Annotated in this window: 15 protein-coding genes; 8 read left to right on the plus strand and 7 right to left on the minus strand. The window is 40.7% G+C overall.

Annotation, left to right across the window (positions count from 1 at the left end; genetic code table 11):
- The first annotated feature begins 39 nt into the window (after positions 1-39).
- From AAFM34_RS13020 to AAFM34_RS13050, 7 genes are all read left to right on the plus strand, one after another.
- Positions 40-453 carry a deaminase gene (locus AAFM34_RS13020; RefSeq protein WP_341663484.1) on the plus strand — a complete coding sequence of 138 codons (414 nt, stop codon included), beginning with the start codon at positions 40-42 and terminating at the stop codon, positions 451-453.
- A gap of 287 nt (positions 454-740) precedes the next feature.
- Entirely contained in the window at positions 741-1685 is a 945-nt protein-coding gene (locus tag AAFM34_RS13025; protein ID WP_341663486.1) for a hypothetical protein, read from the plus strand.
- Between the two features lie 262 nt (positions 1686-1947).
- Positions 1948-2898 carry a hypothetical protein gene (locus tag AAFM34_RS13030; protein WP_341663488.1) on the plus strand — a complete coding sequence of 317 codons (951 nt, stop codon included), beginning with the start codon at positions 1948-1950 and terminating at the stop codon, positions 2896-2898.
- Positions 2899-3083: 185 nt separating this feature from the next.
- Positions 3084-3758 carry a tail fiber domain-containing protein gene (locus tag AAFM34_RS13035; protein ID WP_341663490.1) on the plus strand — a complete coding sequence of 225 codons (675 nt, stop codon included), beginning with the start codon at positions 3084-3086 and terminating at the stop codon, positions 3756-3758.
- 188 nt (positions 3759-3946) lie between these two features.
- Entirely contained in the window at positions 3947-4243 is a 297-nt protein-coding gene (locus AAFM34_RS13040; protein WP_341663492.1) for a Dabb family protein, read from the plus strand.
- A 4-nt stretch (positions 4244-4247) separates the two neighbouring features.
- On the plus strand, positions 4248-4562 hold the full coding sequence (locus AAFM34_RS13045) for a cupin domain-containing protein (RefSeq protein ID WP_341663542.1): 315 nt from the start codon (positions 4248-4250) through the stop codon (positions 4560-4562).
- Between the two features lie 2 nt (positions 4563-4564).
- The gene (locus AAFM34_RS13050; RefSeq protein ID WP_341663493.1) at positions 4565-4819 is read left to right on the plus strand and encodes a Rho-binding antiterminator; all 255 of its coding nucleotides are present in this window, start codon (positions 4565-4567) and stop codon (positions 4817-4819) included.
- A gap of 77 nt (positions 4820-4896) precedes the next feature.
- On the opposite strand, the gene AAFM34_RS13055 is transcribed toward AAFM34_RS13050, so the two are convergent.
- On the minus strand, positions 4897-5415 hold the full coding sequence (locus tag AAFM34_RS13055) for a hypothetical protein (RefSeq protein WP_341663495.1): 519 nt from the start codon (positions 5413-5415) through the stop codon (positions 4897-4899).
- A 251-nt stretch (positions 5416-5666) separates the two neighbouring features.
- Here AAFM34_RS13055 and AAFM34_RS13060 point away from each other — a divergent pair, with 251 nt between their 5' ends.
- Positions 5667-7832: a S9 family peptidase gene (locus AAFM34_RS13060; RefSeq protein WP_341663497.1), complete on the plus strand. Its 2166-nt coding sequence runs from the start codon at positions 5667-5669 to the stop codon at positions 7830-7832.
- A 64-nt stretch (positions 7833-7896) separates the two neighbouring features.
- Here AAFM34_RS13060 and AAFM34_RS13065 read toward each other — a convergent pair whose 3' ends face one another.
- The 6 genes from AAFM34_RS13065 to AAFM34_RS13090 form a co-directional block, all read right to left on the minus strand.
- Positions 7897-8370, minus strand: a complete 474-nt coding sequence (locus AAFM34_RS13065; protein WP_152430620.1) for a DUF2947 domain-containing protein — start codon at positions 8368-8370, stop codon at positions 7897-7899.
- Between the two features lie 12 nt (positions 8371-8382).
- Complete coding sequence (locus tag AAFM34_RS13070; protein WP_341663500.1) at positions 8383-8970, minus strand: HD domain-containing protein; 588 nt, start codon at positions 8968-8970, stop codon at positions 8383-8385.
- On the minus strand, positions 8967-9545 hold the full coding sequence (gene rimJ, locus AAFM34_RS13075; protein ID WP_341663502.1) for a ribosomal protein S5-alanine N-acetyltransferase: 579 nt from the start codon (positions 9543-9545) through the stop codon (positions 8967-8969). The genes AAFM34_RS13070 and rimJ overlap by 4 nt, the downstream gene beginning before the upstream one ends.
- Positions 9545-11089, minus strand: coding sequence for a transcriptional regulator TyrR (gene tyrR / locus AAFM34_RS13080; protein ID WP_341663504.1), 1545 nt, complete (start codon positions 11087-11089; stop codon positions 9545-9547). Before tyrR ends, rimJ begins: the two co-directional genes overlap by 1 nt.
- A 102-nt stretch (positions 11090-11191) precedes the next feature.
- Entirely contained in the window at positions 11192-12238 is a 1047-nt protein-coding gene (locus tag AAFM34_RS13085; RefSeq protein ID WP_341663506.1) for a TIGR01620 family protein, read from the minus strand.
- Positions 12235-13611: a YcjX family protein gene (locus tag AAFM34_RS13090; protein ID WP_341663509.1), complete on the minus strand. Its 1377-nt coding sequence runs from the start codon at positions 13609-13611 to the stop codon at positions 12235-12237. The genes AAFM34_RS13085 and AAFM34_RS13090 overlap by 4 nt, the downstream gene beginning before the upstream one ends.
- Positions 13612-13702: the final 91 nt, after the last annotated feature.

Genomic DNA, 13702 nt, shown 5'->3' on the forward strand with positions numbered 1-13702 from the left:
AAGCCGATACCCCAGAAAAAACAATGCCGCTCACCTTAAGTGAACGGCATTAGAGATATAACCCTTGGTTACAATGGTTTCCCGTTCGGTGTTAAAGATGATGAACGGTATGATGAGAAGAAAACAAAACTGAACATCATCGTACATGCCGAAGTAAATGCTATTGTAGCTGCTGGTTCGAGAGCTGCTGATGGTCATCTATATGTTGTTGGGAAACCAATATGTGCAAGATGTGCTGGGCCAATTATCCAATCTGGAATTAAACGAATTTTTGCTGTAGAACCACTATCAGAACTTGAAGCTCCGAAAGTTGAAGAAGGCCATACTGATTGGCATGAAATAGGTCGGCTTGCTATTACAATGCTCCGTGAAGCAGGTGTAGAGTGTATTTTCTATAAAGAGCAGAATGACGGAAGTTATCAATACAGCGATTTCTCAGTTAGTTCAGATTAAACTAGTGAGTATCTATACTCCCCCCTCCAAACGAACGGCTATCTACCCTCCTTAAGAGATAGCCTTTTTCAACAAGCCTTTTAGCAGTATATCTAAGCTTGGCTCAGCTTCTTTCAGAAACATTTTGTTAATATTAAACAATGTGTATATCAATTCTAGGTATTAACACCGCGAATATAAGCTGTTAGTTTCATATCTCCTTTCAAGTGGTCTATTTGAAAGGGAAATAAATGGGAAAAAGTATTTCCCTATTAATTAAAAAAACAATAAATAACAGGCTTTAAACTATGACTATAAAAACAAGTTTAACAACCCTAGCTCTTCTTGCTGCTTTTAACGCTCACTCATATCAACATTATGCTGTTTTTGAGGATTATGTGGATTTAAGTTCAGTGCAAGCCAATACCGCTCGCATTAGTCAAATAGTAAAAATAGATAACAACCAAACCACAACAGCGGCTGCCTATTCGTATAATGATCTCGGCCAAGTAACACAGCGTGATTACGTTGATAGCACTTTAAACTATGCCTATAACAGTGATGGTTTATTAGAATCAGCACACGCACTGATGAAACACGGGGAGATGAACACTTACGTTAAACATACCAAAGAGAACTTTATCTCTTCGTATCAGTACAATGACCAAGGGCAAGTGACGTCAGAGACAAAGCAAGTTTTTCATAGAGAGGCTTCTGATCTGAGCGGCACACCGATCGCAACCTATAGTATTCAATATGTTTATGATGAGAACGGTAAACTGGTTCAACGTATACAGACACCTCAATCAGGTGATGAAACATCGGCGAAGCACTTCTACTACACCTATCATACCGATGGCAAATTACAACAAATCCGAGAGGTAAAACAATCAACACCTGCACAAACAAGTAGTCTATCGCTGCAATACTATCCGAGTGGTGAAATCAAAAAAGCAACACAAAACCTGTTCGCTCAAGGAGAGAAAACCATTGAATTAACGTATATAAACGATGCTTCTGTATACGGCCCATATTACTCTGACCCTGTAAAGGAATGGAAAGTGGATATGGACTTCTTTGGCCTTTCTTTTAAACCTATTGAAACACTCAAGCAAACTGTCGGCGGAGTTGAAACCACATACAGTTACCAATATCAAAATAGCGATAATGATAGCTTGGCAGACAGTTTACAATTGAACGTTTCATCACCTTATTTCAGCAAGCAAATCGACTATACAATGACAAATCAATAAAACCGTTAAGGCGAGTTTATACTCGCCTTTTTTCATTGAAGATACTGAAATAAAGCCCTTAGCTATCAAATTAGGATTCGTTAAATTTAAGCCTTTGAAACATTTACTTAATATTTTCAAACGCAAGTGATAATGATTTTTATTAACAATATTGTTTTTGTTTGCTAGGTTGGTGTTTCTTTCCAATTAAACGATTAGAAAGAATATAAATGGAATGAATGCTCATTCCGGAAAATAGAACGATAACTAACAGGCTTTAATTATGAATTTAAAAGCAAGCTTTGCAGCCCTGGCCATTTTTTCTGCATTTAGCGCAAACGCGTACCAGCACTATTCTGTCTTCGAAGACTATGTTAACCAAAATGCCGTACAAGCAAACTCGTCCCGTCTGGCTCAAATTTCAAAAACCGACAACGGCCAAACCACCATCGCTTCTTCATATTTTTACGATGACTTCGGCCGTGTTACACAACGTGATTACGCTGATAGTACCTTCGATTACTCTTATAATAGCGATGGCTGGCTAACATCAGCTCGTGCGCTAATGAAACAAGGCCCAATTAATAGTTACGTCAGGCACACCAAAGAAAATTTCATATCTATATATGAGTATAATGATAGAGGACAGGTAACGTCAGAATCCAAGCAAGTTTTTCACAAGGAGGCTGCTGATCTCAACGGTACACCAATCGCAACCTATACCATCCAATACATTTACGACGAAAACAATAAGCTAATTCAACGCATACAGACACCTTTGTCTGGCGATGATATGACGGTCAAAAATTTTCACTACACCTACCATGACGACGGAAAGCTTCGAAAAATTCGTGAAGTAAAAATGTCATCACCTAGAGAGAAAAGCACGTTATTACTTCGGTATCATCCAGATGGTGAGATCAAAAAAGTCACTCAAAAGATTTTTTCACAAGGGACAAAGACCATTGAAATGACCTACTTTGATGATGCTTCAATCTATGGCGTTTACTATGTTGACCCAGTCAAAGAGTGGAAAGTGGATATGGACTTTTTCGGCCTAGCATTTAAGCCCATCAAGACACTCAAGCAAACAGTCGGTGAGGTTGAAACCACATACAATTACCAATATCAAAATAACGATAATGATAATTTGCCTGATAGCTTGGAGCTGAATGTCTCCATACCTAGTTCAAACTTCAATAAACAAGTCCACTATGAAATGACAAATCAATAAACTTTCCTAATCAAGGCGGGCAATTGCTCGCCTTTTTTATTATTTCCTCTCTTAGTCTCGTTATTAATAAATAAGCAATGTCATTGAACGATTCACAAAAATAGCCAAAAATATACTAATCAACTTGCATAATCGATCAATAAAAATACAATAACCACAATTTATTAGTGGCTTATAAGGAAGCGATGAAGTTATTTAATTTGATATTAAGTGTGAGTTTCTGTGTCATATTATCGAGTCATGTGCTGGCCGATGAATCTAATGTGTTCTGTTCCAAACCTGATGGAAGCCACTGGGATTGGCTAGAGGATGATAATGAAGAGCAAGTCGCCATTAATGGTTCATGGGTAGAAAGAGATGAGTATCGTGGGGACTATTTTTTGGTCCTAAGATCTAGCTATATTGATGTTAATCAACAATGTAAAACCGAATTTGGCAGTCAATATCTGGCTCAACCAGCCAAAAACTCTTTGAGTTCATGGTATAAGTTTATGCTCTTTGACCAAGAAACCAATACTTATTCTATCGCCGCTGGATATATACCTCCGACCAATAGTATGCCTAGAATTAGTGACGTTAATTTAAAAAGTGATATCCAACCTTTACTAAACAGCCTCGATAAAATCAGCCGCCTTAATGGATACAGCTACTCTTGGCGCCCCGATAGCATTCAAGGCCACTTGTCTGGCCAATATGAGTACGGCGTCATTGCCCAAGAGGTACAATCTGAGTTACCTGAGCTTGCAAAGCGTGATATACAAGGCACTTTACGGGTAGATTATATTGGTCTGATCCCGGTACTTTTAGAATCAGTTAAAGAGTTAAAAGCAAGGGTAGAAACACTAGAATCAAGTCAGTAGCATTACCAACCTAGCCATTTCAAGTAACACTATTTACCTCTCTTCAAAATAGTGTTACTTAGAATAAAAGCTTCGAAACCTCGGAAAGTTAGAGGTAAAGAATACAAAAATCGAAGTTTGCACCGTTAACCTAACGCTGTATTATTAACCGATAAAAATTTTATGAAAGAAATTAGGTAGATTCTAAAATGATAAGACACATTTTGCTTATTCAATTTAAGGCTGACGCAACTCCCCAACAGATAGAAGAACTTAAACAGTCATTTTTATGTATGCCTAATCTTATTGAGGGAGTTGAACATGTAGAATGGGGACTAAACGATAGCCTCGAAGGTAAGAATAAAAACTATACCCATTGCGTTGTGATGACCTTCACTGATGAGGCAGGTCGTAAACGTTATCTCCCCCACCCTAAACATGACGATTTGAAAGACATTTTTAGACCAATCCTTGAAGATATTATCGTCTTTGATTTTACGGTTTAACATGATGAATGTTCTTTCATCTCTACCCAACGACTTAACCGATGAAGTCTTTGAAGACCTTGTTACTGGGAGTCAATTTCGTCTTGAGCGTATTGTCTCCAAAGGACAATGTTCTGAGCCCGACTTTTGGTACGATCAGGACGAGCATGAATGGGTACTAGTATTGACTGGCTATGCCAAAATCCAATACGCCAATGGAGAAGAAATAGAATTAAAAGCAGGTGATAATCTTAACATTCCGGCCCATACTAAACACAGAGTGAGCTATACTGCTCCCGATGAAGAAACTATTTGGCTGGCGCTATTTTATAAGGATTAACCATGATTTCCTGTAGCGAATACGATTATATAGAAATAGCCTGTCTCTATCACATTCCTATTCGCTTAGTTACAGAGTCTGCTCAAGTTTTTGAAGGGAAAGCGAAAACAACCAACTATGATCACCAGCGCAGAGAGTGTATCGTTATTGATACTCCCTGTGGCGACATACAAATTCCGACCTCAACCTTAGTATCAATGACAGCCCTGACCGATAACCCTCATTTTAGTGAAATTACCTTTCAGCAAATCAGCTAACAACAAAAAAGCCCGTTATGCTATTAATAACGGGCCGATAAACGCATATGCCTTAGTTAGGTTACTAACTATTAGCCTTACTTGGGGCTATATGGCAGAGATGAGTGATGCAGATTGATTTTTATATTTCCAGCATCATCTTTGATGTAACCAAAGGTGTACTCTACTTTCACTTCTTGACCATCGGTTTTGGTGAAAAAGTAATTGCCCATGGCCATTGCCATGTCGGAGTTTTTATCTGTAATGACACCTTCATTTTCCCAACGAACATTAGTATAAGGCGCTAGAGCAAAGCCATTATCTTCTTTAATTTCGCCACCAACAAAATAAGAAAGCGCTTCAGATTTTGAATGTCTAAATTGATCTTCAACTGCCAACGTCGGCTTGAAAAGTACAGTACCTAAATCATAGGCATAAAACTTGTCGATATGCTTAATGGCAGCACTGCGAGCATCTTTTGCTTTGCCAATTGCGATAATACCTTCACCCCAACCTTTTTGAGCTGCTTCTACCTCTTCAGGTGTGATCGGAGAGGCGTAAACACTGAGCGTTACAAGTGATGCAATTAGAGATGAAGCAATGTAGGTTTTTCTCATAGATAAGTTCCTCGTCAGCAAGATAACGTCTACATTTCTAACTTACTCGAAATGATTTGTCTATCCTTTTTCTAATTTTTATGAATGCCACACGGTAAAAAACATTACCCCTGATAATGTTTGATCCGATGCTTTTTGTTTGCTAGCGTATCAGGCCACCGAGTAAATATTTATGCCTATCCTACTGATATAAAAGCATTATCATCCAGGTACGCATAATTGTCATTCTGAGCGTAATTTAAGGAGCTTTGATGCGTTTCTCCCTCACTGCATTAGCTGTCTCAGCGATACTGATCACTGGCTGCAGCAACCAAGGAATTAACACCATGACTCAACCATCCCAAGTAGAACTGATTGCCCAACAAACCCAAGCACCGATAGCAAAGAAAGTCCCTCGTGCCCTAGAAAATCATGGCGATACTCGGATTGATAATTATTACTGGATGAGGGACGACCAACGTAAAGATTTAGAAATTTTGCAGCACCTTGAGCAAGAAAACCAGTATGCTGATGCGGTTTTAAATCATACCGAAGCACTGCAAAAACAGCTATTTGAAGAACTAAAAGGTCGTATCGCCAAAGATGACAGTTCAGTTCCTGTGAAGGAAGGTAACTACTACTATTCAAGCCAGGTATCCGGTGACAACGAATACGCCATATATCGACGTGCCAAAGACTTCGCAGGGACAGACTCGGAAGTTTTACTCGATGCCAACAAATTAGCAAAAGAGCACGAGTTCTTCAATGTCGGCGGATTATATGTAAGCCCAAATGAGTCTCTCATGGCTTATGGTGAAGACACATTAAGCCGACGTGTTTATACGATTCGGATTAAAAACCTCGATACAGGTGACTACCTAGACGATAAAGTCGAAGGTGCTGAAAGTGATATCGCTTGGCAAAATGATAACAAAGCCTTTTATTACATCAAAAAGGATCCCCAAACCCTATTAGGTTACCAAGTTTACCGTCATGTTCTGGGCACATCACAAAGCAGCGACACATTAATATATGAAGAGCAAGACGATGCCTACTATACCTCTCTTGGAAAAAGTAAAGATGGTGAGCAAGTATTCATAACTCACTACAGCACCGAAACTAGCGGTGTATCAATTATTGATGCGAACGATCCCAAAGCCACAGCTAAAGCATTTTATCCAAGAGAAGAAGGCGTTGAATATAGCATCGCTAAACTAAATGACTGGTATTACATCTACACCAATTATCAGGCGGTAAACTTCCGCCTAATGAGAGTGGAAAAAGACCATATTCAAGACCGCAGCAAATGGCAAGATGTGATCGCTGCTGACAAAGATACTCTACTGGTTGATTTTACCCTATTTGACGATCACCTCGTCTACGAACAGCGCAAAGACGGCTTATCAACACTTAAAGTTCGTCAGCTTTCAACAAGCAAAGAGTTCCCGCTAGAGTTTAACGACAGTGCTTTTTCTGCCTACTTTACAGGTAATTATGAGCTTCAAAACTCAAAAGTTAGGATTTACTACAGCAGCCTGACCACACCTGGAACCTACTATGATTTTGACCTTACCACTGGTAAGCCTGAAGTACTCAAACAGATGCCAGTACTCGGTGACTTTGAGGCGAGTAACTATCAGTCTGAACGAATCATGGTCTCAGCAAGAGATGGTAAACAGATCCCTGTATCTCTAGTATACAGAAAGGACAAATTTAAAAAAGATGGCACTAACCCAATATACCAATACGGCTATGGTTCATATGGAACAACCATAAACCCATCATTTCGTTCAGCACGCCTAAGCTTGTTAGACCGTGGGTTTGTTTTTGCTATCGCACACATCAGGGGCTCAGAGATGCTTGGTAGACCTTGGTATGAGGATGGTAAAAAGCTTACCAAGCAAAATACCTTTAACGACTTTATTGATGTAACACGAGAACTAACCAAAGCAGGATATGGCTCAAAAGATAAAGTCTTTGCGGTTGGAGGCTCCGCAGGCGGCCTATTGATGGGGGCGGTAATCAATCAAGCACCAGAGCTATACCGAGGAGTAGCAGCTCATGTGCCCTTTGTCGACGTGGTAACAACCATGCTTGATGAATCTATTCCGTTAACCACCAACGAATATGATGAGTGGGGGAACCCTGGCGAAAAAGCCTATTATGACTATATGCTTAGCTACTCGCCTTATGACAATGTTAGCTCTCAAGATTATCCAAACCTGTTAGTCACGACAGGGCTACACGATTCACAAGTGCAATATTTTGAGCCTATGAAATGGGTCGCCAAATTACGCGAGATGAAGACAGATAATCATGCGTTACTATTTAAGACAGATATGGAAGCAGGCCACGGTGGTGCCTCTGGTCGCTTTAAACGTTTAAAAGAGGACGCTCTCGAGTATGCATTTTTCCTTGATTTACTGAATGAAAAATAGCGTTCAAACAATACAAAGCCCGCTTTTATAGCGGGCTTTGTTATAAGAGCAATAATTAACACGTTTACTTACGCCATCCGAGTTTTACATTACCTTTGCTATCAAACCATAGCGCTTCTTTTCGTCGGCGGCCTATCAAAATAGGGCCGTCATCGTAAAACAGAAAGTTTTTCCAGTATCGTTTGAACACCGACCATTTAGTTTCAATGACGTTGTACTTTTCGTAGCAAAAGTAAATCGTTACATCATCTTGCCAATCAAGAAATTCCTCGACACCGATAGGTAAAGCATCATGATCTGACTCCCAGGAAACCATCCAATCTAATGTTTCTTTCCAGTTCGTCTCTTTCATCGGCCAATCAGAAGAGCTAAGACGCTCAGCATCAGGGCTATGAGCACTGATATTTTCCTTCCAAAGCTGGGAAGAGCGAGCTTGTGTCATAGGTTTTATGGATTCCAAATCCTGCTCAGAAACAGGCATGGAGTGATGAGTAAAAATCCATTTTCTTTGGTATTCGTCCAAAGGAAGATATGACATTCGTATTCCTTGTTAGGCTTTAAGCCACCCTTTCTCGGTAGCATCATGAATTATTTTCTTTGCTTGCTCCCATAAAGCTTGGGAACCACTTTCAATTTTGCGGTTTACAGTCAATGCTTGGGTACTCGTCACTTGGTGCTCTAACCAGCCTTTTCCGCCATTGTGGTAATTCAACAGCATTGGGATCAACCTATCAAGCGCTTTAGCAAACTTAGCATCGGCTGATTTTGCATCTTCAAATTCGCACCAAAGACTAAGCAATGCTTCACTTTGATCTTCAGGTAACATATTAAAAAGTCGCTTAGCTGCTGCCAATTCCTTACCCTTTTGCGACTCAATGGCTTGAGTATCATAGGCAAAAGTGTCACCAGCATCTATCTCGACGATATCGTGGAGCAGTAACATTTTGACGACTCGTGCAATATCCACAGGTTCATTGGCATGCTCCTCCATCAAAATAGCCATAAGAGCGACATGCCAACTATGCTCTGCGCTGTTTTCTAACCGATCTTCCGCACTTTTTACCCGCGCTCGCCTTAACACTGATTTCAGTTGATCAAGCTCCATGATCAAAGATAACTGCTTTTCTATACGATTCACTTCGCTGTCCAATTGTCATTAACTAATGAGCTCAAGATGTGGTCTTCCCACACTCCATCGATGAGCAAATAGTCTTTCGCCATGCCTTCTTTTTTAAATCCAAGGCGCATTAACGTTGCTTCACTTTTATGATTTCGAGGAAGGTAAGCCGCCATTATTCTATGAACATTTTGTATAGAAAACATATACTTTATTGCCAATCTCATCGCCCTAGTCATAACGCCCTTACCTTGAGCATTTTCGGCTAAAGAGTAACCTAAGTTACATGCATGAAATGGAAAACGGGATACATTACTAAAAGAGACGGTTCCCATCATTTCACCCGATTCACTATCTAAAATGATCAAATAGTAGCCTAGCCCCATCCGATGAAGTTCATGAAGCTTGATAAGTCTTTTAGTCCAGCCCGCTTCAGAATAAAAAGCCTCTTCTCTGCTTGGTTCCCATGGCTTGAGAAAGTCTTTATTCGCAATAAAATAATCCGATATCAGTTTACCGTCAGTCGGCTCAGCAGTGCGCAAGATGATATTCTCATCTTGCTCATACACATTTCTAGGGGTACTTACTCGTTCCATTAGCTCTTTCTTATTCCGTATTCACGCAATTTGTTTGCCACCGAGGTATGAGAAACATTGAGCCTTTTCGCAAGTTTTCGACTAGAGGGAAAAGACTGGTACAAACGTTCCAATACTTGCGATTCATAATCCTTCATGATTTCATCTAGTGAGCCATCTAAGTTTATGGTCGGGCCCGTCGCAATAGCGTTATCTAGTTGAGGAAGGTGGAATAAATCTACAGTCAAAGTTGTTGAATCAAGCTCGGTTAACGCTCTTAGCACCATGTTTTCCAATTGACGCATGTTACCTGGCCATTGATAACTCACCAATTGGTCAACCAAATCTTCACTAAGATCTGGTTTTTTCACACCTAATTGTTTGACGTATTTGGACACAAATAAATCCAGTAGTGGTGCGATATCATTTGGCCTCTCGCGCAAAGCGGGAATATTCAAAGTCAACACATTGAGGCGATAGAATAAGTCTTCTCGAAATGATTTAGACTCCGCCAGCTCACCTAGGTTATGCCGGGTTGATGCTATCACTCGAACATCAACATGGATCTCTTGCTCTGCTCCAACTCTTCTGAACGTTCCGTCTTGGAGTAATCTGAGAAGCTTGATTTGTAGATGAGGACTCATCTCTCCAATTTCATCAAGAAATACCGTACCGCCATCTGCTTGCTCAAAAATGCCTTTATGCCCCTGCTCATGATTGAATGAACCAGGCGCATGACCAAACAGTTCCGTCTCAGCGACATCATCAGGCATAGACGCGCAGCTCAATACCATAAATGGCGCTGCAGCTCGGTGTGAACGGTTGTGGCATGCTCTGGCGAGCATTTCTTTACCTGTTCCCGTTTCACCCTGAATGAGTAACGGTTGATCTAAAACACAAAGCTTCTTAGCTTGTCCCATAAGCGCTTTGTGGCGATTAGAAACACCAACAAAATGCTCAAAGCCAAGATTATTATGAACTGGTAGAGAATCCACCAGCACTGGCTTTTCTTGGTTTGATCGAATGATCATCACTGTACTTGCTAAGACGGATTCATTCGACTCGGCAGTGATGTATACAGGCATCACTTCCATGGAGTAGTCTAGACCACCAATCACAACATCTTCTCGATGACGAGTAATTTTGCCCTCTGTCCAATTTGAAAAGTTGAAGTTGGGCAATAAACTCACAATTGGATGACCAATCATTTCCTCCTGTTCACAATTGAACAAACTCAAGGCTGCGTGGTTTGCCATATCAACGTGGCCTTTCATATCAATAGCAAGCACTGGTTCGGGTAAGCTATTGAGAAGAGATATCAGCTCGGTATTATGTCTCTCCATGGGCATAAACTGAATTTTTCGCACATCTTTGACACCTGTGATCCGGCGAATTTCTGCCATCAATTCACTAAAAGTGTCAAAATCAATATCTGGACAATTCAGATAAATAATACCCGTGGTATCGATTTCAATGCCGCGTAAATCAATATTTCTAGAAGCCAGAATATCTAATAGCTCACGGGTAAGGCCGAGTCTGTCTTCACATGTTACTTCTAAACGCACTGGGAAAGTCCCTAGTCTAAGGTGTCAGGAAAAGTTGACAGTAGTTTCCCCCAAGCAAAATTTCTCGTCAAGTAAAGCAACATTACCAGCTTCACAATCACGCTATTTGATTGTTAGAGCGGCGATTTTTTCCACAACATGTTTACGAATAGCACCAAGCTTTACTTGTCTTCCTGAATACCAAGGTGTAGGACGTAGCAAGGACATCGCTTTTAATCCAACTCTTGCAGTCAAAATTCCAACGCCAAGCCCCTGCCCTGCTCTAGCTGATACTTTTGCTGTAAGATCCATAGAAAGCAAATCCATACTGGCATCTATTGCAAGTTCACTCACACCGACGAAAGCCATATTGATGAGGATTGACTTAAAAAGCTTTAACCGAGATAAATAGCCAAGTTGGATACCATAAACCTGAGCTAAGCTCTCAACCATCTTAAAACTTCGCCATGCAACGAGTAACATGTCCGCTACCGCTAAAGGGCTTATCGCAACAAGCGCTGCGGATTCAGTCGAATATTTCGTCACTATTTTGGTGGCTTGTGTATCCTGCTCTGATACGACAATGGCATCATACATTTCAATAATTTCTGAGTCGCTGTGTGAAGGATTTACACTTTTTTGCCACCTCTGATAACTTTGACTGGTCAATTTAATTCCCGCTTCTTTGGCGAGAGACTCACAAAATGCTTTTCCTTGCCCCACACTGTCGTTAGTAATTAGTGTCTCGACTTTATCTTGTACGCTAAATTGATGACGCAGTTTTTTCAGAGCCCATAGCTCTTTGCTCAGAGTGATAAAACCTAAACCAGCAAGCGTTGCTATAAAGCCTATCCATCCAACCGACAACCAATCTTGCGTTTGAATGGCGCTAGTCAATGTGTCGACTGATTGCCATGCGATTAACGCTGTAAAAGCCCCAAGAAGTCCTCTCAATAAAAATCGTCTTTTCCTTGGCGGACGAATCACTTGTTCAATACTCTTTTCAATATCATCACCAATATCTTCTGCTTGCACTTTTGCCAAAACAAAAGTGTCTTTATCGTCAAATTGGCGTTGAGAGGTGAGCTCATCATCGCCCATCTCTGGTTTCTCTTCTAAGACTTGGGTATAGATACGCTGTGTTTTCAAATTGTTATGAGAATCTTTCATTTGAGCTTATCTCCAATCAAATACTCCAGCGCTTTATCCATACGTATATGCGGCAGGGGTTCATCTTCAGATTCAGACATAGGCCGAAAAGAATAAAAATTGAATTCATGCTCCTGCCAAAAATCAGGTTTGGGTAGTTTTGCAGGTACCTCTCCTGGAAATATAGTTAATGTCTTTCCTTCGGTCGTCACTCCTTGTATTGCCGGTACTGACTCTCCACCATGGCTAATAAACCCGCTTTGTGTAGCTTGTATTGATGCTATGGTCATGCAACTCATCTCAATATTGTCGTATGCCGCCGTTTGCCAAGCTGGATACACCATCTGCTGTAGTAGTGAGACTAAATTAGGGTGTTGCTCTGGAGTCACATGATCGGCTTTAGTCGCGGCAAACAGTATTTTATCGATTCTGGGTGCAAAAAGACGCTTAAGGATATTGCTCCGACCATACTTAAAGCTGTGCATTATTTGCTCAATCGCTTGACGCATATCAAGAAATGATTCATCACCAGCATTGAGTGGCTGCAGGCAATCTACTAATACAATCTGGCGGTCAAAGGTAGAAAAGTGATGTTTATAAAAAGCTTTTACTACTTTCTGCTGATATTCTTGATAACGCGTGATCAGCATTGCCAAGTTTGAGTCCTTAGGAATCTTATCCTCTTCATCATATTGACAAGGGAAAAATTGTAACACTGGCGCTCCGTCCAGTTCACCTGGCAGAACAAAACGACCGGGCTGTACCCAATGCAAACCGGAATCTTTGCACTTATGTAGATATCGAGTATAAGCTTTTGCGACCTCCTCAAGCGACTTTTCATTCGTTTGAGAAGACAAGGATAATGACTCAAGTATCCCAATCCAGTCTTTGGCTAACTCGCCTCGTTGACCTTTAAGTGCAGCAAATTGAGTTTGCGACCACTGATGAAAATTCATATTCAACAAAGGTAAATCCAACAGCCACTCACCAGGATAGTCCACGATATCAAGATGAAGTACCGAACTACTACCAAGCAACTTCTTAGTTTTTTTGGTCGATTTGAACTTTAGTGCAAGGCGAATTTCACTGACATCACGAGTTGGCTCAGGCCAAGAAGGTGGCTGTGCGAAAACCTGCACCATCGCTTCATCATAGGCAAACCTAGGCACCATCATGTTTACTTGGGGTTCTCGTTTGGCTCCAATTAAGCGTTGATCTCTAGCAGAAGCGAGTAGAGGGAGATTATCGTGGGTCGAAACATGTTGTAATTGATTGACTAAAGAACTGATAAACGCCGTTTTACCTGCACGGGATAAACCCGTCACAGCAATACGAACATGGGAGTCTATACTGCGACTAATAAACTTATTCAATTCTCGGGGCAATTGCTTCATTAAGGGCCTCTTCATTTTAACTCTTCATTACCTTACTTCTATTTACCTTAACCAGAAATGAACAAAGATAATGAAGGCCTAAGCTATTGAA

Source organism: Vibrio sp. (genome assembly GCF_038138445.1).
Classification (GTDB): Bacteria; Pseudomonadota; Gammaproteobacteria; order Enterobacterales; family Vibrionaceae; genus Vibrio.